The organism is Streptomyces sp. NPDC055239, assembly GCF_053606205.1.
Window position 1 is genome coordinate 195,958 of sequence record NZ_JBSGRD010000004.1, and the last position, 20,829, is coordinate 216,786.

General features: G+C 71.5%; 18 protein-coding genes, 5 tRNA genes and 1 pseudogene. 7 read left to right on the forward strand and 17 right to left on the reverse strand.

The features are described from left to right. Positions 1 to 19: 19 nt before the first annotated feature. Positions 20 to 466 carry a hypothetical protein gene (locus tag ACWFRJ_RS16295; RefSeq protein ID WP_453530162.1) on the reverse strand — a complete coding sequence of 149 codons (447 nt, stop codon included), beginning with the start codon at positions 464 to 466 and terminating at the stop codon, positions 20 to 22. Between the two features lie 203 nt (positions 467 to 669). Between ACWFRJ_RS16295 and ACWFRJ_RS16300 the strand changes: the two genes are divergently transcribed. After that, a complete protein-coding gene (locus ACWFRJ_RS16300; RefSeq protein ID WP_453530165.1) occupies positions 670 to 1,215 on the forward strand; it encodes a DsbA family protein in 546 nt (181 codons plus the stop codon). 36 nt (positions 1,216 to 1,251) lie between these two features. Here ACWFRJ_RS16300 and ACWFRJ_RS16305 read toward each other — a convergent pair whose 3' ends face one another. The 3 genes from ACWFRJ_RS16305 to ACWFRJ_RS16315 all read right to left on the reverse strand — a co-directional run bounded on the left by ACWFRJ_RS16305 (position 1,252) and on the right by ACWFRJ_RS16315 (position 4,030). Further along, entirely contained in the window at positions 1,252 to 2,076 is an 825-nt protein-coding gene (locus tag ACWFRJ_RS16305; protein WP_453530168.1) for a GNAT family N-acetyltransferase, read from the reverse strand. 74 nt (positions 2,077 to 2,150) lie between these two features. Further along, positions 2,151 to 2,972, reverse strand: a complete 822-nt coding sequence (locus ACWFRJ_RS16310) for an aminotransferase class IV (protein WP_453531159.1) — start codon at positions 2,970 to 2,972, stop codon at positions 2,151 to 2,153. Then, the gene (locus ACWFRJ_RS16315; RefSeq protein WP_453531162.1) at positions 2,969 to 4,030 is read right to left on the reverse strand and encodes a chorismate-binding protein; all 1,062 of its coding nucleotides are present in this window, start codon (positions 4,028 to 4,030) and stop codon (positions 2,969 to 2,971) included. The genes ACWFRJ_RS16310 and ACWFRJ_RS16315 overlap by 4 nt, the downstream gene beginning before the upstream one ends. 163 nt (positions 4,031 to 4,193) lie before the next feature. On the opposite strand from ACWFRJ_RS16315, the gene ACWFRJ_RS16320 reads away from it, so the two are divergent. The 5 genes from ACWFRJ_RS16320 to ACWFRJ_RS16340 all read left to right on the forward strand — a co-directional run bounded on the left by ACWFRJ_RS16320 (position 4,194) and on the right by ACWFRJ_RS16340 (position 4,702). Further along, a tRNA-Gly gene (locus ACWFRJ_RS16320) sits at positions 4,194 to 4,266 on the forward strand. A gap of 39 nt (positions 4,267 to 4,305) precedes the next feature. Beyond that, a tRNA-Cys gene (locus ACWFRJ_RS16325) sits at positions 4,306 to 4,379 on the forward strand. Between the two features lies 1 nt (position 4,380). Then, positions 4,381 to 4,452 (forward strand) — tRNA-Val (locus tag ACWFRJ_RS16330). Between the two features lie 49 nt (positions 4,453 to 4,501). Continuing rightward, positions 4,502 to 4,573: transfer RNA gene (locus tag ACWFRJ_RS16335), tRNA-Val, on the forward strand. Positions 4,574 to 4,627: 54 nt separating this feature from the next. Then, a tRNA-Val gene (locus tag ACWFRJ_RS16340) sits at positions 4,628 to 4,702 on the forward strand. A gap of 64 nt (positions 4,703 to 4,766) precedes the next feature. Here ACWFRJ_RS16340 and ACWFRJ_RS16345 read toward each other — a convergent pair. The 4 genes and pseudogenes from ACWFRJ_RS16345 to ACWFRJ_RS16360 form a co-directional block, all read right to left on the reverse strand. Then, entirely contained in the window at positions 4,767 to 5,081 is a 315-nt protein-coding gene (locus tag ACWFRJ_RS16345; protein WP_453530171.1) for a TFIIB-type zinc ribbon-containing protein, read from the reverse strand. Between the two features lie 69 nt (positions 5,082 to 5,150). After that, a complete protein-coding gene (locus tag ACWFRJ_RS16350; RefSeq protein ID WP_453530174.1) occupies positions 5,151 to 6,089 on the reverse strand; it encodes an aminoglycoside phosphotransferase family protein in 939 nt (312 codons plus the stop codon). Positions 6,090 to 6,352: 263 nt separating this feature from the next. Continuing rightward, on the reverse strand, positions 6,353 to 6,559 hold the full coding sequence (locus tag ACWFRJ_RS16355) for a hypothetical protein (protein WP_160503827.1): 207 nt from the start codon (positions 6,557 to 6,559) through the stop codon (positions 6,353 to 6,355). A gap of 219 nt (positions 6,560 to 6,778) precedes the next feature. Next, positions 6,779 to 7,077: pseudogene (locus tag ACWFRJ_RS16360) on the reverse strand (hypothetical protein). Positions 7,078 to 7,272: 195 nt separating this feature from the next. Here ACWFRJ_RS16360 and ACWFRJ_RS16365 point away from each other — a divergent pair. Continuing rightward, the gene (locus ACWFRJ_RS16365; RefSeq protein WP_453530177.1) at positions 7,273 to 8,598 is read left to right on the forward strand and encodes a serine/threonine-protein kinase; all 1,326 of its coding nucleotides are present in this window, start codon (positions 7,273 to 7,275) and stop codon (positions 8,596 to 8,598) included. Here the strand turns inward: ACWFRJ_RS16365 and ACWFRJ_RS16370 are convergent. The 9 genes from ACWFRJ_RS16370 to ACWFRJ_RS16410 all read right to left on the reverse strand — a co-directional run bounded on the left by ACWFRJ_RS16370 (position 8,589) and on the right by ACWFRJ_RS16410 (position 20,783). Next, positions 8,589 to 9,407 carry a TrmH family RNA methyltransferase gene (locus ACWFRJ_RS16370; RefSeq protein ID WP_453530180.1) on the reverse strand — a complete coding sequence of 273 codons (819 nt, stop codon included), beginning with the start codon at positions 9,405 to 9,407 and terminating at the stop codon, positions 8,589 to 8,591. The genes ACWFRJ_RS16365 and ACWFRJ_RS16370 overlap by 10 nt on opposite strands. A 130-nt stretch (positions 9,408 to 9,537) precedes the next feature. Continuing rightward, a complete protein-coding gene (gene cobA / locus ACWFRJ_RS16375; protein WP_453530182.1) occupies positions 9,538 to 10,770 on the reverse strand; it encodes a uroporphyrinogen-III C-methyltransferase in 1,233 nt (410 codons plus the stop codon). Positions 10,771 to 10,955: 185 nt separating this feature from the next. Beyond that, positions 10,956 to 14,780, reverse strand: a complete 3,825-nt coding sequence (gene cobT / locus ACWFRJ_RS16380) for a nicotinate-nucleotide--dimethylbenzimidazole phosphoribosyltransferase (protein WP_453530185.1) — start codon at positions 14,778 to 14,780, stop codon at positions 10,956 to 10,958. Positions 14,781 to 15,133: 353 nt separating this feature from the next. Next, positions 15,134 to 16,345 carry a precorrin-6y C5,15-methyltransferase (decarboxylating) subunit CbiE gene (cbiE, locus tag ACWFRJ_RS16385; protein ID WP_453530188.1) on the reverse strand — a complete coding sequence of 404 codons (1,212 nt, stop codon included), beginning with the start codon at positions 16,343 to 16,345 and terminating at the stop codon, positions 15,134 to 15,136. A 123-nt stretch (positions 16,346 to 16,468) separates the two neighbouring features. After that, a complete protein-coding gene (locus tag ACWFRJ_RS16390) occupies positions 16,469 to 17,110 on the reverse strand; it encodes a GNAT family N-acetyltransferase (protein WP_453530191.1) in 642 nt (213 codons plus the stop codon). Positions 17,111 to 17,245: 135 nt separating this feature from the next. Beyond that, complete coding sequence (locus tag ACWFRJ_RS16395) at positions 17,246 to 18,079, reverse strand: MetQ/NlpA family ABC transporter substrate-binding protein (RefSeq protein ID WP_453530194.1); 834 nt, start codon at positions 18,077 to 18,079, stop codon at positions 17,246 to 17,248. 2 nt (positions 18,080 to 18,081) lie between these two features. Beyond that, positions 18,082 to 18,915 (reverse strand): MetQ/NlpA family ABC transporter substrate-binding protein, encoded by an 834-nt coding sequence (locus ACWFRJ_RS16400; RefSeq protein WP_453530197.1) that lies wholly within the window; start codon positions 18,913 to 18,915, stop codon positions 18,082 to 18,084. 75 nt (positions 18,916 to 18,990) lie between these two features. Then, positions 18,991 to 19,728 (reverse strand): methionine ABC transporter permease, encoded by a 738-nt coding sequence (locus ACWFRJ_RS16405; RefSeq protein WP_453530200.1) that lies wholly within the window; start codon positions 19,726 to 19,728, stop codon positions 18,991 to 18,993. Beyond that, complete coding sequence (locus ACWFRJ_RS16410; RefSeq protein WP_453530203.1) at positions 19,725 to 20,783, reverse strand: methionine ABC transporter ATP-binding protein; 1,059 nt, start codon at positions 20,781 to 20,783, stop codon at positions 19,725 to 19,727. Before ACWFRJ_RS16410 ends, ACWFRJ_RS16405 begins: the two co-directional genes overlap by 4 nt. Between the last annotated feature and the right edge of the window lie 46 nt (positions 20,784 to 20,829).

Genomic DNA, 20,829 nt, shown 5'->3' on the forward strand with positions numbered 1-20,829 from the left:
ACGCGGACGGTTGTTGACGTCAGATGCCGTGCTTCTTCAGGATCGCCTCGATGTCGCTGAAGTCCTCCTTGGGCGCGGCCGCCGCCTTCGGCCGGTCCACGGCCTGGGCGGCCGGGCGGGCACCCTGGCCGAGGGACGGCGCGGACGCCGCGGGGGCCACCGCCTCGCGCTGGGCGGCCTTCGCGGCCTTGCGCTCCTTGCGGGTACCGCCGGATCGGCGCTCCACGGCACGGGTGGTCATGAAGAGCAGCCAGGCGACGCCGAGGACGCCGAAGCCCACCCAGGCCTTCATGCTGAAGGCGGTGTCGGCCAGCCATCCGACGACGCCGGTCATCACCAGGCCGACCGGCACCAGGGAATAGGCGGCGAGGCGCGTCGCCGCGAGGAAACGCTTGCGGTAGGCCGTGATCGCGGCAATGCCGAGGCCGGCCGCGGATACGGCGGAACAGACGGTCTCGGCAATCATCCGGATCCTCCAGGCGTGCGGCGTGCGGGCGCAGACGGTGTCGTGAGCACTGTCTTCCCCTCCATCCTGCACCGGGAGGGCCCTCACAGGCCACGCCCCGAGCGGACTTCAGGGACATATCAGGGTCACGCCTCCTCCGCAGGTTCCGGTCGCCGCCGCGGCCCCGGTTGGGAGGGCGCTCTCGGGCTGGAAGACTGTGCCCCATGAGCGACTCTGTCCCCGCTGCCCCCACCAGCCCCACCGGTCCCCTCGTCATCGACATCTGGTGCGAGCTGCAGTGCCCGGACTGCCGGACTGCCCTCGACGACGTACGCGCGCTCCGTGAGCACTACGGCGACCGCGTCGACCTGCGCCTGCGGCACTTCCCCCTTGAAAAGCACAAGCACGCCTTCGCCGCCGCCCAGGCCGCCGAGGAGGCCTTCGAGCAGGGGCAGGGCTGGCCGTACGTCGAGGCCGTGCTCGGCAACGTCGAGGAACTCGACCGCAAGGGCGAGCCCTTCCTCATCGAGACCGCACGCGCGCTCGGCCTGGACGCCGAGGAGTTCGACACCGCCCTCGTCGACGGCCGGCACATCCTGATCGTCGACGCCGACCAGGCCGAGGGCAAGGCGATCGGCGTCACCGGGACACCGACGTACGTCATCGGTGGCGAGCGCCTCGACGGCGGCAAGAGCCAGGACGGCCTGCGCGAACGCGTCGAGGAGATCACGGACCTCCTGCTCGCGGCTTCCGGGCAGGACGGCTCCTAGCACCTCCTGAAGCCTCTTCGGCCCTCCCGGAGTCGTCTAGAGCAGCTGCTTGTAGACGTAGTACATGACCGGTTCGTAGCCGAGGGACTCGTACAGGCGCAGGGCCGGGGTGTTGCCCGCGAAGACGTTGAGGCCGATGCGGCGCAGGCCCACCGCGCGGGCCTGCGTCTCCGCAAGGAGCATCAGGGAGCGGCCGTGGCCGCGTCCGCGGTACTCCTCGTCGACCTCGACGTCGAAGACGAACGCGTCGCCGTCGCGCAGCGCGAGCCAGAGGGTGCCGACCTTCGTGCCCTCGTGGGTGAGCACGCTGAGGCTGGTGCCGGGGGTGGCAAGGCCTTGGGGCAGATGGTCGGCGTGGTCGGCGTCGGACTTGGCCCGCGCCTCCGCCTCCGGGACCCCGCGCTCGATCCAGGTCTGCGCGTAGTCCTCCTTCTCGCGGGCCAGCCAGACCTCGTACTCGCCCTCGGTCATCTCCCGCCCCTCGACACCCGCGGGCAGCGCGGGCGGCTCGGCGGTCAGGGGCTTGACCATCTGGCGGTTTCGCTCCACATAGCCGAGCGAGACGGCGAGGCGGTGGGCCGCCGCGGCCTCGGCGGGCACGGCCACTTCGATCCGCTTGCAGCCCCAGCCGCGCACCACCTCCTCGGCGGCGAGCACGGCGACGGTGGCACGCCCGCGCCTGCGGTCGGGCTCCTTGATGCTCAGATCCCGCATCTCGGCGACGGCCGGTCCGAACACGGCGTGCGTGGCGAGTTCTATCCCGCCGACAGGACGGCTGTTCACGCGCACTTCGTACGTGCGTGACTTGGCGCCGTCAGCGCTCTGCTGAAGCGGCCCGGTCGGCCGCAGGGTCGTGGTCATCAGTGGTGTTCTACCCGTCCTGCGGCTCGAGCGTCATCAGGATTACGTGCACTTGCGGTCTGTCACCCAACCGGTCACGGGTCGAGGTCGTCCGCCGCACGCTCGTCGAAGATCCGCATCGCCTTGGCGGTCACCGGGCCCGGTGCGCCCGGCAGTTCCCGCCCGTCGACGCGCTGAACGGCCTGGACGTCACGGAGCGTCGAGGTCAGGAACACCTCGTCGGCGCGGTCGAGGACGTCGAACGGCAGATCCGTCTCGCGCGCGTTCGTCCAGTCGACGGCTAGCGCGCGCGTGATGCCCGCCAGGCACCCGGAAGCGACCGGCGGCGTGTGGATCTCGCCGTCGAGCACGACGAAGACGTTCGATCCCGTGCCTTCGCACAGCTGCCCCACCGTGTTGGCGAACAGCGCCTCCGAAGCGCTCCGTTCGTGGGCGCGCGCAAGGGCGACGACGTTCTCGGCGTACGACGTGGTCTTCAGGCCGGTCAGGGCGCCACGTTCGTTGCGGGTCCACGGCACCGTGATCACGGCGGTCGTGTCGGGCCGCCGTTGGGCGTCGCCGATGGCGACGACCAGGGTCTGCCCCTGGTCACCCCGGTCGGAGCCGAGCGGCGAGAGGCCTCCGGTGTACGTGATGCGCAGGCGCCCCAGCGGCATCGGGTTGGCGTCGAGAACCGCGGCGCAGGCCGCGCGCACCTCGTCGAGGTCCGGCTCGGGCAGGCCGAGGCCGCGTGCCGAACGGGCGAGCCGGTCCAGGTGCCGGGTCAGCGCGAAGGGCCGCCCCTCGACCGACTTCACCGTCTCGAAGATTCCGTCGCCGACCGTGAGGCCGTGGTCGAGCACGGAGACGCGGGCGGTCTCGAGGTCCTGCAGGCCGCCATTGAGCCAGATCTTCACCATGGGGTCCCTCCGTTCACTTCGTACGCTCCTGACGCTACCGCCAACAGCCGCTCCGCCTTCAGCTCGGTCTCCCGCCACTCCCCCTCGGGGTCCGAACCCCAGGTGATCCCCGCCCCGGTGCCGAACCGCAGCACGCCCTGCGCGCGGTCGATCCAGAAGGTGCGAATGCCCACGGCCAGTTCGCCGGTGCCCCGGTCGGCGTCGACCCAGCCGATGCCGCCGCAGTACGGGCCGCGGGGCGCGGTCTCCAGGGCGTCGATGATGCGCAGGGCGCTGGACTTGGGGGCGCCTGTGACGGACCCGGGCGGGAAGGTGGCGTCGAGGAGTTCGGGCCAGCCGGTGCCGGGGCGCAGCTCCCCCTGAACGGTGGAGACGAGATGGACGAGACCGGGATGCTTCTCGACCACGCACAGGTCGGGGACGCTCACGGAGCCGGTCGCACAGATCCGCCCGAGGTCGTTGCGGACGAGGTCCACGATCATGACGTTCTCGGCGTAGTCCTTTTCGAGGAGATCCGCCTCGGTCCGGCCCGTGCCCTTGATCGGCCCAGACTCGACGACACGCCCCTCGCGCCGCAGGAACAGCTCGGGCGACGCCGTGGCTATCTCGACGCCGTGCCCGGGCAGCCGGATCGTTCCGGCATACGGAGCGGGGTTCCCGCGCGCGAGGAGCGCCGTCAGAGCATCGACGTCAGCGCCCTGGGCAACCGGCGCGGACAGCACGCGGCAGAGGTTCGCCTGATAGACGTCGCCCGCCGCGATGTGTTCGCGCACACGTCGTACGCCGTCCACGTACGCGGTGCGGTCGAGCGACGACGTCCAGTCACCGGCGGCCGGGCCACGCCACGCCCCGGGCACCGGAGCGGGCACCGGCTCCTCGCGTACGTCGTCGAAGCGGGCACAGACCAGTTCGCCCTCGAAACTCGCACTGACCGCCCAGAAGCCGCGGGAGTCAAGGGCCGAGGGATCGCTGGTCACGTCCCTGAGGCCGGTCGCGAGCAGGCCGCCGAAGCGCGCCATGGGCAGGGGCGCCCCGGAGGGCGGCCGGGAGGACATCTGAGGGGCGCTGTGCACGTCTGCGAGTCTATGACCGGCGTCCTGGTGGCGCCCCGGGCCGGTGACAGCGCAGCACGCTGCGCAAACGCGTTTTTGTACTGGCCCAGGAATCCGCTAGAGTTCAACACGTCGCCGGGACGCGTGAGCGGGCCGGGAAAGACAAGCGGACGTAGCTCAGTTGGTAGAGCGCAACCTTGCCAAGGTTGAGGTCGCCAGTTCGAACCTGGTCGTCCGCTCGCAGGAAGTGGGGGATCTTCCCGACCCCCCGCACTCCTGGTGGAGTGGCCGAGAGGCGAGGCAACGGCCTGCAAAGCCGTCTACACGGGTTCAAATCCCGTCTCCACCTCCAAGCGCGATTAGCTCAGCGGGAGAGCGCTTCCCTGACACGGAAGAGGTCACTGGTTCAATCCCAGTATCGCGCACGCAGAACAACTGGCAGCACAACTGAAGTCCTGGTCCGCAAGGATCCCCGCGCGATTAGCTCAGCGGGAGAGCGCTTCCCTGACACGGAAGAGGTCACTGGTTCAATCCCAGTATCGCGCACGCAGTAGGCATCACATGCAGTACGCACCACACGCAGCACACGTAGGTTGACCCGCGCGATTAGCTCAGCGGGAGAGCGCTTCCCTGACACGGAAGAGGTCACTGGTTCAATCCCAGTATCGCGCACCATCCGCATGAAGCCCCCGGCCGTTCCCACGGCCGGGGGCTTCGTCGTTCCTCTGATCGGTCAGGATCAGGAGGAGAAGAGCATGTGTCCGAAGCTCTTGTGGCGCTGGTTGTGGCCGTAGTGCCCACCGTGTCCACCGTGGCCGCCGTGGTGACCGCCGTGCTGCGGAGCGCCCCACGCCGGGGCGGGAGCGGCCGGGTACCCCTGCGGGCCTGGCGGTGGGGGCGGGGCCTGCTGGCCGCCCCACTGACTCTCGACGCGGCTCAGGGCCTCGAGCTCGCCGTAGTCGAGGAATATCCCGCGGCAACCGCTGCACTGCTCGATCTGGACGCCATTGCGGTTGTACGTGTGCATCGGTGCATGGCACTTGGGACACTGCATGGGCGGCTCAACTCCTCGCCGGTCGTGACTGTTTCGCCGGAAGACTGCCCGGCTTCGGTGCGTTGCACCCTACTTCGTGGAGGTGGGCGCCAACTCCGGCGGGAGGGCGGACATTCGATCACAGGCGTCGACCAACGCCTGCTCGACCTCGTCCAGGGACCTGCGCTCCCTGACGGACTTGGCGACGGCCAGGGCGGCGGTCTGCGCGGTGAGGGCGCGGGCCGGTATGTCGAGTGCGGGCCAGGGGTCCGCGCCGTCCGCCGGTACCGCCGGTCCGCATGCCGCGCGGTAGGCCGTGAGGAAGCGGGTCCACTCGTCCGCGGGCAGGAGGCCGCAGGCGTACCAGGCCGCCGGGCGGGCCAGGTCCCACGCCGGGTCGCCCAGGCCCAGGTCGTCGACGTCGATGAGCAGCCAGCGCCCCGCTGACGTGCGGACCAGCTGGCCCAGGTGCAGGTCGCCGTGGCACAGGAGCCCCGGGAGCGGTGCGGGGGCCTCGGCGCGGGCCCAGCCGGGGAGCGTGGCCCAGGCGCGCTCGACGGGGACGGCCGCGGGGTGCGGTCCCGCGTCCCGCATCCGCGTCATCGCCAGGGCGGCCTTCGTGGGGCCGCGCATGTCCGGCAGCGCGTGCGGGAGTTCGGCCGCGGGTGTGGCGTGCAGGCGGGCGAGGAGGGTCGCGGCGGCTTCCCAGGGAGCGGCGTCGGGGTCGTCGCGGTCCACCGGGGTACCGGCCTCCCAGAGAGTGACCAGACGGCCGTGGAGCGGGATCGCCGTCTCGTCGAGCGGAGGCAGGAGGGTGCCGGTCAGGGCGGCGGCGACCTTCAGGCGGGCCGCGAGCTCTGCGGGGTCGGTGCCGGGGGCGTGAGCCTTGGCGACGCTGTCCCCGTGCCGGACGACGGTGGCGTCGCCCCGGTCCGCCAGGACTTGGTCGGGGGCGCAAGCGCAGGTACGCGGGGTGCGGTGGGCTGTGTGACGGACCTTGGCGGTCAGCGCGGACAGCAAGGCGGTCATGGGTCCCCCGGGGTACATCGATCGGTGCTCCCGTGAGCGTACGCGCGCTGGAATTCAAGCCCGTCCGGCGTTTGAGGACGAACTCGGCGGAGCCGGTGATCGACGGCGCCCAAGGACCCCGGCGGAGCCCCGCGCAAAGAAAGGCCCGCGCAGCTCCCCAGCTGCGCGGGCATTTCTCGTGCCGTCCGCCGCACCCCCGTCCCCACGGGGTTTCCTGGCCGGATGTCCCCGCCCGGACCGCTCATCCGGGCCTGGGGCGCCGCTCAGCGCCCCAGCATCACGCCCACGGACGACGCCTGTGTGACCACTGCTTCCCAGCCGCCGAAGACGACTACCAGCAGGGCCGCCAGAGGAAGAACCATGGCCGTCGCCACCAAGGGGTGACGCGTGCCGGACGGGCGGACGCCGAACGTGGCGAAGGCCTTCCGTCCTTGCGTGCGGATCATTGCCCGCGGTGCCGTGTCCGCCATGGTTCCTCTCCTGACCGAGTCTGTATGAACTTCTGTAGGAACTGTGTGAGCTGTGCCGCGGCGGGTGCCTGACCTCGGGGGACGAGTGCTGCACCCGCCGCTTGACTTCAAATCTAGGTGCGGCGAAGACCCGGGGCGTCATGCCCTCGTACCGATTGCCGGGCCTCCCGGAGGATGACCGATCGTCGCTCGTGTACTCCCATGGGTGGAGACGGGGTCCTAGGTCTCGGGGTCTTCCCGGAGGGGACGGACTGCCTGCTCGGATGTGTCCTCTCTGGGCACGGGTTGCTCGACCAGAGCCAGGACACGGGTCGACATGAACCGTGCCGTCCGCACGACGGAGCCTCCCCCACTGCCTGAAGGGCGTGGGGGGACCCCCAGCGGGTGACTTCGCTCACTTCGACCACCCCTCTGCGGACCGCTGTCTCCACCCGGCGGCCCGCCCGGCTCGCCACCACCTCGTACGTACGTGTCGTGTCACCGGCGTCCACGACTATCTCCACACGATCACCCTTCACGGGATCAATCCCCCTTCAGTGATGGATGGTTGGGAACGGCGACCCGCACAACAGCCGCCCGCCCCCGTACCCCTGACCACTCTTCAAGTTTCCCACCCGGCACTGACAATCGGTCGGGCCGTGAGGGCGCGGCCTCTGCACCTGCCCGGCCGTGGAAACGTAAGCTGTGGCACGACAACGGACCGGGCAGCAGGGATGGACATGGCGATGATGCGGCTCCGGCGCGAGGACCCGCGTGTCGTCGGCTCGTTCAGACTGCACAGGCGGCTGGGCGCCGGCGGCATGGGTGTCGTCTACCTGGGGTCGGACCGGCGGGGGCAGCGCGTCGCCCTGAAGGTGATCCGGCCCGATCTGGCGGAGGACGAGGAGTTCCGCTCGCGCTTCGCGCGGGAGGTCTCCGCGGCCCGCCGGATTCGTGGCGGCTGCACGGCGCGGCTCGTCGCCGCCGATCTCGACGCCGACCGGCCGTGGTTCGCCACGCAGTACGTTCCCGGGCCGTCGCTGCACGACAAGGTCGCCGCCGAGGGGCCGCTCTCCGCGGCCGACGTGGCGGTCGTCGGTTCGGCGCTCGCCGAAGGCCTCGTCGCCGTGCACGAAGCCGGTGTCGTACACCGTGACCTGAAGCCGTCGAACATCCTGCTGTCCCCGAAGGGGCCGCGGATCATCGACTTCGGCATCGCCTGGGCGACCGGCGCCTCGACGCTGACCCACGTGGGCACCGCCGTCGGATCACCCGGCTTCCTCGCGCCCGAGCAGGTGCGTGGCGCCGCCGTCACGCCCGCCACGGACGTGTTCGCCCTCGGCGCCACCCTCGCGTACGCGGGGATGGCGGACTCACCCTTCGGGCACGGCAGTTCAGAGGTCATGCTCTACCGCGTCGTCCATGAGGAGGCGCAGCTCGGCGGGGTTCCGGACGCGCTCGCCCCGCTGATCAGGGCCTGCCTCGCCAAGGACCCCGAGGAGCGTCCCAGCACGCTCCAACTGTCGCTCAGGCTCAAGGAGATCGCGGCCCGCGAGGCACAGGGCCTGGGCGACCCCCGGCCGCCCGCGCCCCGCCAGAACCAGGACCGGCCCACGGGACGCATGGCCGAGGAGTACGCGGACCAGCAGACCCAGCGGCGTCATCCGCAGGGCACTCCCCCGCCGCGGCCGGCTTCGTCACGGCCGGGTTCCTCGCGCACCGGCTCATCGCGGACAGGCTCATCACGGAACAGTTCGTCGCGCACCGGATCCTCGCGGCCGAATTCCTCGCGGCCCGGATCCAGTTCCTCGCGGTCCACCCCGCGTCCCTCGCAGCCCCGCAACACGACACGCTCGGGCGCGCGGCGGCCGGCCAATCCGCGTCTGCTGCGCCAGCGGCTCTTCGTGTTCGTGGTCGTGACGCTGCTCGTGGCCCTGGCCATCGCGGCGGCCCAGGGCTGCCAGGGGCCCGCTCGCGGCCTAGGTGGCAGCGGCGCACACGATGTGCACGCCGTACAGCAGAACCCGCGGCAGGACCCGGGGCCCGGCCCTCAGAGCTGAGGGCGGCCCGTCGCCACCGCGTAGAACGCGACCGCGGCCGCCGCTCCCACGTTCAGGGAGTCGACGCCGTGCGCCATCGGGATGCGGACCCACTCGTCCGCCGCGACCAGGGCCTGAGTGGAGAGGCCGTCGCCCTCCGCGCCGAGCATCAGCGCGACCCGGTCCATCCGGTGGGGCGCCGCCTCGTCCAGGGTCTTCGCCTTCTCGTCCGGGGTGAGCGCGAGGAGGTTGAAGCCCGCTTCGCGTACGCTCTCCAGGCCCTTGGGCCAGGATTCGAGGCGGGCGTAGGGGACGGAGAAGACCGCGCCCATGGAGACCTTCACCGAGCGGCGGTAGAGGGGGTCCGCGCAGTCCGGTGAGAGCAGGACCGCGTCCATGCCGAGGGCGGCGGCGCTGCGGAAGATCGCGCCGATGTTGGTGTGGTCGTTGACCGACTCCATGACGACGACGCGGCGCGCCCTGGTCAGGAGTTCGTCCGACGTCGGCAGCGGCTTGCGCTGCATCGAGGCGAGGGCGCCCCGGTGCACGTGGTAGCCGGTGACCTGCTCGGCCAGGTCGGGGTTGACCGCGTAGACGGGGGCCGGGACCTCGTCGATGACGTCCCGCATGACGTCGACCCACTTCGCGGAGAGCAGCATCGAGCGCATCTCGTAGCCCGCCTGCTTGGCACGTCTGATCACCTTCTCGCCCTCGGCGATGAAGAGACCCTCGGCGGGCTCCCGCTTGCGGCGCAGTTCGACGTCGGTCAGGCCCGTGTAGTCGCTCAGGCGCGGGTCGGCGGGGTCGTCAACGGTGATGAGATCAGCCACAGGGTGATACTGCCTTGTCCTGGGTGTGGTGCCAACGCCTTGGGGCGGGTTGGGTTACCGGTGGTTACGTGGGGCTGGGGGTGGGGGCGGGGGTGGCCAGGGGTCGTACGGGGCCCGTGATGGCCGAGGGTTACGCGGGGCCGCCCGGACCCACGTTCACCACCTCGCCGATGACGATCACCGCCGGGGGCTTCACCTCGTGGGCGGCGACCTCGGCGGCGACCGTCGCGAGGGTGGCGTCCACGCGGCGCTGGGCCGCGGTGGTGCCCTCCTGGATCAGGGCGACGGGGGTCTCGGGCGACCGGCCGTGCGCGGTGAGCGCCTCGGCGATCTTGCCGATCTTGTCCACGCCCATCAGGATCACGAGGGTGCCGCGCAGCCTGGCCAGGGACGGCCAGTCGACCAGGGAGCGCTCGTCGTCCGGGGCCACATGCCCGCTGACCACCGTGAACTCGTGGGCGACCCCGCGGTGCGTGACGGGGATGCCCGCCGCGCCCGGCACGGAGATCGAGCTGGAGATGCCGGGGACCACCGTGCAGGAGATGCCCGCCTCGGCGAGCGCCTGGGCCTCCTCCATGCCACGCCCGAAGACGAAGGGGTCGCCGCCCTTGAGGCGGACGACCGACTTGCCCTGCTTCGCGTGCTCGATGAGGGCGTTGTTGATGGCCTCCTGCGCCATGAAGCGGCCGTACGGGATCTTCGCCGCGTCGATCACCTCGACGTGCGGCGGGAGTTCGTCGAGCAGGTCGCGGGGGCCGAGCCGGTCGGCGATGACCACGTCCGCCTCGGCGAGGAGACGACGGCCGCGGACCGTGATGAGGTCCGGGTCGCCGGGGCCGCCGCCGACGAGAGCGACGCCGGGGGTGCGGCTGCGCTGCTGCGGCGCCACGAGGGTGCCGTCGCGCAGTCCCTCGACGACCGCGTCGCGGATGGCGGCCGTACGGCGGGGGTCACGGCCGTCGATGTCCGTGGTGAGGATGGCGACGGTGACGCCTTCGGAGCGGCCGGTCGCCGGAGTGAGGGCGGTGGCCTCCTCGGCGTCGTCGGAGCGGACGCACCAGACGCGCTCCGCCTCCGCTTCGGCGGAGGCCGCCGTGTTGGCCTCGTGGTCGCTGGTGGCGATGAGCGCGTACCAGGCGTCCTTCAGGTCGCCGCTCTCGTAGCGACGGCGCTCCCAGCGGATCTCACCCGCGTCCGCCATGGCCTCCACGGAGGGGGTCGCCGACGGCGACACGAGGAGGATGTCGGCGCCCGCACCGATGAGGGCGGGGAGGCGACGCTGGGCCACCTGGCCGCCGCCGAGCACGACCGTGCGGCGGGCGGTGAGGCGGAGACCTACGGGGTAGGCGGGGTTTTCGGCCATGGCGGGTGGCTCCTCGTGCGGGGCGCGGGGCTGTGCGGGTGCCGCTGCGACGGTGGGGCGGCTGCGTTGCGGTGCTGCTTTGACGTGCGGGTTCAGTATGGCTGGGGCGGGGCGGGGGCTCTCCCCCAGCCCCGCCCCTTACCGAAACCGGGGCGACGCCCCGGACCCCTGCCCACAGACGTGGGCTACTTCTCCGTGACGCCCGCCGAGTCGAACGTGGCCACCTCGTGCATCGCGCGGGCCGCGCTCTGGACCACCGGGAGGGCCAGGAGGGCGCCTGTGCCCTCGCCCAGGCGGAGGTCGAGGTCGATCAGGGGGCGCAGGCCCAGCTTGTTGAGGGCCGCCACGTGGCCCGGCTCCGCGCTGCGGTGGCCCGCGATGCAGGCCGCGAGGACCTCGGGGGCGATGGCGCGGGCGACCAGGGCCGCAGCTCCCGCGCTCACGCCGTCCAGGATCACGGCGGTACGCAGGGAGGCGCCGCCGAGCAGCAGGCCCACCATCGCCGCGTGCTCCAGGCCGCCGATCGCCGCGAGGACGCCGATCGGGTCGGCCGGGTCGGGCTGGTGCAGTTCGAGGGCGCGGCGCACGACGTCGACCTTGCGGCTGTGCATCTCGTCGTTGATACCGGTGCCGCGGCCGGTCACCTCGCCCGGGTCGGTGTCCGTGTAGACGGAGATGAGGGCCGCGGACGCCGTGGTGTTCGCGATGCCCATCTCGCCGGTGAGCAGGGCCTTGTTGCCCGCGGCCACCAGGTCGCGGGCGGTCTCGATGCCGACCTCGATGGCCGCCTTGACCTCCTCGCGGCTCAGCGCGGGACCGGTCGTCATGTCGGCGGTGCCCGCACGGATCTTGCGGGGCAACAGGCCGGGCGTCGCCGGGAGTTCACTGGCCACGCCCACGTCGATGACGCAGACCTCGGCGCCCACCTGGTTGGCGAAGGCGTTGCAGACCGCGCCGCCGCCGAGGAAGTTGGCGACCATCTGCGCGGTCACCTCCTGGGGCCAGGCGGTGACGCCCTGGGCGTGCACGCCGTGGTCGCCCGCGAAGATCGCGACGGCCGCGGGCTCCGGGATCGGCGGCGGGCACTGCCGGGAGAGACCGGAAAGCTGGGCGGAGATGATCTCCAGCATGCCGAGCGCGCCCGGCGGCTTCGTCATGCGCTTCTGCCGCTCCCACGCCTCGCCGAGCGCCTTGGCGTCCAGCGGGCGGATGTTGGAGACGGTCTCGGCGAGCAGGTCGTGCGGGTCCTCGCCGGGCAGGGCGCGACGGCCGTACGTCTCCTCGTGGACCACCCAGGAGAGCGGGCGGCGCTTGGACCAGCCCGCCTGCATCAGCTCGGGCTCCTCGGGGAACTCGTCGACGTATCCGACACAGAGGTAGGCCACCACTTCGAGGTGCTCGGGCAGGCCGAGGGTCCTGACCATCTCGCGTTCGTCGAAGAAGCTGACCCAGCCGACGCCGAGGCCCTCGGCGCGCGCCGCGAGCCAGAGGTTCTCGACGGCGAGGGCCGAGGAGTACGGAGCCATCTGCGGCTGCGTGTGACGGCCCAGGGTGTGGCGGCCGCCACGGGTCGGGTCGGCGGTGACGACGATGTTCACCGGGGTGTCGAGGATCGCCTCGATCTTCAGTTCCTTGAACTGCTTCGCGCGGCCCTTGGGGAGCGACTTCGCGTACGCGTCCTTCTGGCGCATGGCCAGCTCGTGCATCGTGCGCCGGGTGTCGGCCGAGCGGATGACGACGAAGTCCCAGGGCTGGGAGTGGCCCACGGAGGGCGCGGTGTGGGCCGCCTCGAGGACGCGGAGCAGGACCTCGTGCGGAATGGCGTCGCTGCGGAAGCCGTTGCGGATGTCGCGGCGTTCGCGCATGACGCGCAGGACGGCTTCGCGCTCGGCGTCGTCGTAGGCGGGGGCGGCGGGCGTCTCCGGCCGCTGAACCGCTTCCGGCTCCGGCTCCTGGACCGGCTCCGGGGCGGGCTCAGGGGCGGGCTCAGGGGCGGGAGCCGCCTCGTCCGTGGCTTCCGGGGCCTCGACGGGCGGCGCGGCTTCGGCGACGGCGACGGGCTCGGGCTCGGGGGCCTCTGCCGCTGCCTCCGCTTCGGCGAGTGCTTCGGCGGGTGCTTCGCTCACGGCGAGAGGCATGGCTTCGGCGGCTGCGGTGTCCGTCGGGTCGGGCGCATGCGCCACGGGCTCTTCCGCCGCTTCGGGTACGGGGGTATCCGCCGCGGGCTCTCCTCCGTCACGCGGCGCGGGCACGGTGGCCACGGGCTGCGGTGACGCGGGCTCGAGGGTCTCTGCGGCTTCCACGGACTCAGTGACCTCGGCGACCTCAGTGGCCTCAGTGGCCTCTGCGGCTTCGGGGAGAGCCGCGGGCTCTTGGGGCTCGGGGGTCTCCGGGAACTCTGCCGCCGGTACGGCTTCCGGCGCGACGGCGACGGGCTCCGGCTGTGCCTCGGGGGCGTCGGGCTGCGGGGCCTCGAAGTGCTCCGGGGGCACGGACAGGGCGTGCGGCGGCGTCGGGGCCAGGTGGGGCGTCGTCGGCACCGAGCCCTCGACCGGCACGAACTGGCCGAGGGGCGCGGGCGCCTGGGCCACGGCGGCGTCCGCGTGCTGGGGGGCCTGCGGGATGTGCGGGCCCTGTGCCGTGTGCCCGGCGGCCGCGAGCGGCGCGTCCGACCAGGGCTGCGCTCCGGCCATGGCGAACTGCGGCTGCCCGGAGCCGGACGCGTGCGCGGTCTGACCGACGGCGGCCATCTGCTCGGCGTCGGCGGCGGGCGGGAGCTCCTGGCTCGCCTCCGGGGCGGGCGCGGACGCGGACGGGTCCACGGCCGGTACGGCCGACGGCTGCTCTGCTTCAGCGACGGCGTCCGCGAACTGGCCGTCGGCCTCGGCGGCGTCCGCGGCCTGCGGGAAGGCTGCTGCGGGCGTCTCCGCGACGGGGGCGGCAGGCGCGGCGGAGGGCATCACCTCGGGCTGCGGGGCCTCGGCGACGAGTGAGTCCGGCGCGCCCTGTGCACCCTGTGCGTCCTGAGTGCCCTGTGCGTCCTCTGTGACGGGTGTGGCGTCCGGGACGACCGTTTCTGCTGGTACGACGGCCTGCGGAGGCCGGGGGGACTGCGAAGGCTGCGGCTGAGGCGTCCACGGCGTGGCACCCTGCGGCGCGATCTCGCCGAGCTGCGGTCCCGGCATCCCTTCGTCGTCACGCGGCATGTCGAGGTACTCGGGCCCCACGGTCGGCGGACCCGCGTGCCGCATGGGCACGGCGTGCTGCGGGGCACCGGCCGGGCCGCGGTCGGCGAGCGAACGTACGGGACTCCCCGTGCCGTCGGGCACGACGGGGCCGGAAGGACCCCGGTGCAGCGGACGGCGGGAAGGGCCGGGGTGCGAGGCGGGCGCCGGCGTGGGCGCGCCGGGCAGCTGGACGCCGTTCAGGTCGACCGAGCCACTGTCGCGTCCTGCCGTCTCGTGCGGGCCCGGCTGGTGCATGGCCTGCGGCTGCCCGAGCGACTGCTGCCCGCCCAGCGAATGACCGGCCGAGTGCCGCCCACCGACGGACTGGCCATTGAGGGACTGGTCCCCCATGGACGGCTCGGCCACCGGCTGACCGGCCGCGTACTGATCTGCGAGAGACGGGTCACCCGCGTGCTGCCCCACGCCCTGCTGCTGACCGGCGGCCTGCGCGACAGACGCGTGCTGGACACCCACAGGAGCACTGACAGAAGCACCCACCGGAGCACCCACAGGCTGCGCACCCACCGGCTGAGCGACGCCGTGCTGCGCGGTCCCGTTCTGGGCCACCCCGTACTGGTCGGCGGCCGGCTGCGGCTCGCTCCAGGCGCCCTGGGCACCCGGCATCAACAGAAGGTCGTCATCGTCGGCGGGGGCGACGCTCTCGGCGGGATTCTCGGAGGGGTCCAGGTAGGTGTACGCACCCGGGGCGGGGACGCCCGGCTGCTCCACCATGCCTGCGTTCTCCGGCAGTCCCTCGCCCGGGACCTGGCCGGTGTCGGTCATGCGTAACCCCTCGCCCATCGGTTAGTGCTTCTTCGACCGCCCCTCAGCCTTTGGCCGGGGAAGCCCCATTGCCCGGAGCGGCGCACCAACCGCCCGTCATCCTCAACGAGCGTGCACGCCGCGCGGCACGAACCGCGTACGGACAACAGGCATTGTCCCGGTCGGCCCGCCACCACGGCGGCTTGATCCGCAACGGCCCGCTGTGGGCTGCGCCACGTTGCGCGCCCTCCGGTCCTGCCGTACCACACACCCCCCAAAACGGGCGAGCTTTCCGGACATTGGACAACTATTCGCCGGGCACTCGGTGCGGTACAACGATCGGCCAGCCTACCCCGCACCGTGCGGCAACAGGGTCACGGGGCGCGATCGGGCAACTGTCCACAGAGCAGGAAGACCACGGTCCGCTCACGCTCCGTCCACGCGCGTGTGTCCAGCTCGACGGACTGGAGCAGCGCGCATTCCACCGCGTATCCGTGCTCCGTCAGGCCCCTGCCGATGAGTTCGGCCGCGTCTCGGGTCGACGCGTGCGTCACGATGCGCGCCGGGCGGCGGTCGGCGACGGCGGAGACGACCTCGGCTCCTCCGCCCCCGACCCGTACGACGTCGGGCTCGGGCAGGTCTTCGAGGATGTGCGGCGCCGTGCCGTGGACGACCTGCGGCTGGACGCCGAAGTGGCGGGCGACCGCCACGGTGCGTGCGCAGGCGTCGGGGTCGGCGTCGACGGCGATGACGGCGGCACCGAAGCGGGCGGTCTCCGCGGAGAACGCGCCGCTGCCGCAGCCGATGTCCCAGACCAGGTCGCCCACGCGCGGGCCGATGCGGGCGAGTTGGGCGGCCCGCAGGCGGTCGCTCTCGCCCTCGCCGAGCTGGGCCTCGCCCCCGTAGGCGGGGGCGGGCAGCGCCCAGCCGCGCGGGGTGCCCGGGTCGCGTCCCGCGATCCAGCCGGTGTCCGAGGCGGGGACCGTACCGCCGATGACGATGACGACGTTCGGGTCGCGCCAGGTGTGGTCGGCGGCCTTGTCCGAGGTGAGGACGGTGACCTGTTCGCGCTCGGTGCCGAGCTCCTCGCAGATCACGAAGGTGCGGTGCACGCCCGCCAGGAGCAGGCCGAGCTCGGCCGGGCCCGCCCCCGGCGAGGTGAGGACGGCGACCTTGGTGTGTGCGCGGCAGACGTTCACCGCGCGGCGCAGGGTGCGCGGGTGGGCGACCACGACCTCGGCGTCGTCCCAGGGCATTCCGGCGCGGGCGAAGGCCTGGGCGACGGAGGAGACGGCGGGCACCACTTCGACCTCGAGGCCGAATTCGGGGACGCGCAGGGTGCGTACGACGCCGAAGAAGCCGGGGTCGCCGTCGGCGAGGACCACGGCGGTGCCGCGGTGGGCGGCGATGCGGCGGGCGGCCAGGCTCACGCTGCCCAGGCGGATCCGTTCGGCGCCCTGTGGTACTTCGGTGAGTGCCAGGTGGTGGGCGGCGCCCGCGACGAGGGTGGCGGCGCCGAGCGCCGAGCGAGCGGCGGCGGTCAGCGGCGAACCGTCCCAGCCGATCACCGTGACGCGGTCGGCCATCGTCGTCTGTCTCCTGGGTCGGTTCTCGCGTGGTGTCCGTGGTGGCCGGGCTTCGCGTGTAGGGGGCAACCGCGTGCGACCAGGGGCGAGCGTACCTGGTGGGGGCCTCAGGTGTTCAAGCGGTCAGTTCCATTCGGAGAACGCGCTGAACCCGCTGTCCGCGAGCTGGTCGCCGACTCCTTCGAGATCCTCGGGGAGCAGGCTCCACACGATGAGGTCGGTGCGGACCTCGATCCAGCCGCCGAACGGATCCCCGCCGTTCCTCGTACGCGCTATCCAGGCGCCCCGCAGGACTCCCTCGCTGATGCAGCCGATCTTCTGCGCGACCTGCTGGCCCGCCGTGTTGTCGGCGGCGGTGCGCAGCTCGATGCGCTCGAAGCGCTGGTCGTTGAAGAGCCACTGGGCGATGGCGAGCGCCGCCTCCGACGCGTAGCCCTCGCCGCGGGCCCAGGGGGCGACGACGTAGTTGAGTTCGCAGGAGCGCACGCGCCAGCTGGTGTCGCGCAGTTGCACCGTGCCGACCAGGCGCTGGGTGAGGAACTCCGTGACGGCGAGGGCGATTCCGTGGCCCTCGGTGCGCTCGGCGGGCGCGAGCCGGGTGATCCAGTCGCGGGCGTCGTCCTCGGTGTAGGGCTGGGGCGCGGAGGTCCAGGCGGTGACCATCTCGTCGTTCATCATCTCCGCGTACGCACAGACGTCGGCGTCTTCGAACGGGCGCAGCACCAACCGCTCCGTGCTGATGGAGATGTCGGGGAAGGTAGTCATGCGCTGCTCCGTAACCTGGAACCCTCGGGCCTGCTGAAGAGCCCAGCATGCAGCATGTCGGCGCGCAAACCCACCACGGGGTCCGCTCCCGTGGCGGGAGCGGACCCCGTGGTGAGTGCGGAAACGGACTGTGCGTCAGCTCGTTTCGACGGGCAGGACGGAGCCCTTGTACTTGTCCTCGATGAACTGCTTCACCTGGGGTGAAGTGAGCAGTTTGGCCAGCTTCTTCACCCGGGGATCGTCCTGGTCGCCCTTCTTGACGGCGAGGACGTTGTTGTACGGATTGTCCTTGGGTGACTCCAGAAGGATGGCGTCCTTCTTGGGGTCGAGCCCGGCATCGAGGGCGTAGTTGTTGTTGATGGCCGCGGCGTCGACGTCCTGAAGGGCACGCGGCAGCTGGGCGGGTTCCAGCGGCTTGATGGTGAGCTTCTTCGGGTTGGACGTGATGTCCTCGGGGGTCGCGGTCGAACCGGCCCCCTTCTTGAGCCCGATGAGGCCCTTGGAGGCGAGGAGTTGGAGCGCCCTGCCTTCGTTGGTGGTGTCGTTCGGAACGGCGACGGTCGCACCGGCGGGCAGCTCGGTGATGTCCTTCGCCTTCTTCGAGTACACCCCGAGCGCGGGCAGGTAGACCTCGGTCACCGGCACGAGACTCGTCCCCTTGGACTTGTTGAAGTCCTCCAGGTACGGGGTGTGCTGGTAGAGGTTGGCGTCGAGGGAGCCTTCCTGGAGCGCGGTGTTCGGCGTGACGTAGTCCGTGAACTCCGTGATCCGAAGGTCGAGCCCCTCCTTCTTCGCGAGGTTCTCCTTGATGTACGTGAGGACTTCGCCGGCCGGGGTCGGGGTGGCGGCGACGGTGAGCTTGTCACCGTCGGCGCTTCCCGAGCCCGATGCCGATTCGCTGCCGCAGGCGCTCAGGCCCAGCGTGAGGGCGAGTGCTCCGGCGACCGCCGCCATGACGCGCGTACGCATGATCAGAACGCCGCGACGACGGCACCGTCGTACTTGTCGTCGATGAACTTCTTGACCTCGGGCGAGGTGAGGAGCTTGGCGAGCTTCTTCACGCGCGGGTCGTTCTCGTCGCCCTTCTTCACGGCGAGGAAGTTGCCGTAGGGGTTGTCCTTGGCGGGCTCGGCGACGAGGGCGTCCTTGGCCGGGCTGAGCTTGGCCTCGAGCGCGTAGTTGCCGTTGATCACGGCGGCGTCGACGTCACCGAGGGAGCGGGGCACCTGGGCCGCCTCGAGCTCCTTGAACTTGATGTTCTTCGGGTTCTTCGCGACGTCCTTGGGCGTGGCGTCGTAGCCGACGCCCTTCTTGAGCTCGATCAGGCCGTTGTCGGCCAGGAGCTTGAGCGCGCGGGCCTCGTTGGTGGTGTCGTTCGGCAGGGCGACCGTGGCGCCCTTCTTGAGGTCGTCGAGCTTCTTGACGCTCTTGGAGTAGACGCCGAGCGGCTCCAGGTGCACCGTCGCGTTCGGGACGGGCACGATGTCGGTGCCGTTCTTCTTGTTGAAGTCGTCGAGGTACGGCTTGTGCTGGAAGTAGTTCGCGAAGACCTCGCCCTGCTGGACGGCGGTGTTCGGGGTGACGTAGTCGGTGAACTCCTTGACCTCGAGGTCGAGGCCGGCCTTCTTGGCGAGGTTCTTCTGGACGTAGTCGAGGATCTCGCCCTGCGGCGTGGGAGTCGCGGCGACGATGAGCTTGCCGTCCTTGTCGCCCGCGGAGCCCTTGTCGGAGCCGCACGCGGAGAGCCCGAGGGTGAGGGCTGAGGCAGCGAGGACAGCGGTGGTGATCTTGGCGGTGTTACGCACGAAAAGTGCCTTTCTCCATGGGTGGTACGCCCCGCGATGGGGTGTGCGGGGTGAGTTCGGACCGGCCGGGTGGATTCAGACCGAGGGGGTCGGGGGCGGCGGGGACGACGCCTTGAGCTTGAGCAGGCGCAGCTTGGGAGCGGCGCCCGAGTGGCCGCCGCGCCGGTGCAGCCTGCGGGCCGCGTAGTCGCCCGCGAACTGGATGATCGAGATGACCACGGCGAGGACGCCGACGGTGATCCACATCAGTTCGGTCTCGAAGCGCTGGTATCCGTAGCGGATCGCGATGTCACCGAGGCCGCCCGCGCCGACGGCGCCGGTGATGGCCGAGTAGCCGATGATCGTGACGATCGTCGTGGTGGTGCTGGAGATCAGCGAGGGCAGCGACTCCGGTACGAGGACCTTGCGCACGATGGTCCAGGTGTTGCCGCCCATCGACTGCACGGCCTCGACGAGGCCGCCGTCGACCTCGCGCACGGCGGTCTCCACGAGGCGCGCGAAGAACGGCGTGGCACCGATCGCGAGCGGCACGATGGCGGCCTCGCGGCCGATCGTCGTACCCGTGATCCAGCGCGTGAAGCCCATGAGCGCGACCATGAGGATGATGAAGGGCATCGAGCGCGCGATGTTCACGATCTGCCCGATGAGCTTGTTCAGGACCGTGTTCTGCAGCAGCCCGCCCCGGTCGGTGAGGACAAGCAGGATGCCGAGCGGCAGTCCGGCGACGACGGCTATCAGCGTCGACCAGCCCACCATGTAGAGGGTGTCCCAACAGGCCTGCTCCAGCAGGGGCTGCATCTCCGACCAGGTCACTTGGCACCTTCCTTGACCAGCGGCGTGCTGTCCTTCGGGGTGGTCGCGGGGTCTTCGCCCGCGATGTCCACCTGCAGTCCCTGCTCGCGCAGGAAGCCGATCGGCACGACGTTCTCCTCGAAGCGGCCCGGCAGCTCGATGCGCATGCGGCCGACCTGCTTGCCCGCGACGGTGTCCATCGCGGCGCCGAGGATCGAGATGTCGATGTTGTACGTGCGCGACAGCTGGGAGATGACCGGCTGGGTCGCGGCCTCGCCGTGGAAGGTCACGTCGACGACCGTGCGATCGTCGCCCGTCGCCTCGCCGCTGACCGGGAAGAGCGCGGCGGCCAGCTCGGATCCGGGCGTCGCGAGGAGCTCGGTGACGGTGCCGGACTCGACGATCTGGCCGTTCTCCATGAGCGCCGCGGAGTCGCAGACGCTCTTGACGACGTCCATCTCGTGCGTGATCAGCAGGACGGTCAGACCGAGCTGCTGGTTGAGGTCGCGCAGGAGCTTGAGGATGGAGCGGGTGGTCTCCGGGTCCAGGGCGCTCGTCGCCTCGTCGGAGAGCAGCACCTTCGGGTCGCCCGCGAGGGCGCGGGCGATGCCGACGCGCTGCTTCTGGCCGCCGGAGAGCTGCGCCGGGTAGGACTTCGCCTTGTCGGCGAGGCCGACGAGGTCGAGCAGTTCGAGCGCCTTGCGGGAGCGCTCGGCGCCGCTGAGCCCGAGGATCTCCAGGGGCAGCTCGACGTTGTCCTGCACGGTGCGCGAGGACAGCAGGTTGAAGTGCTGGAAGACCATGCCGATGCGGCTGCGCGCCCGGCGCAGGTCCTTGCTCGCGCGGCTGCCGCGCCCCGCGAGGGCGGTGAGGTCCTGTCCCGCGACGGTCACGGTGCCGGCGGTGGGGCGCTCCAGGAGGTTCACGCAGCGGATCAGGGAGGATTTGCCGGCGCCGGACTGGCCGATGACGCCGTACACCTCGCCTTCGCGGACATGCAGATCGACGCCGTCGAGGGCAGTTACTTCACGACCGCGTGAGCGGTAGACCTTGGTGAGGCCGGAAGTGGTGATCACAGGGGTTTCCGTCACTGTCGAGTGCGCGGCGCGGTTGTCGCCGGGC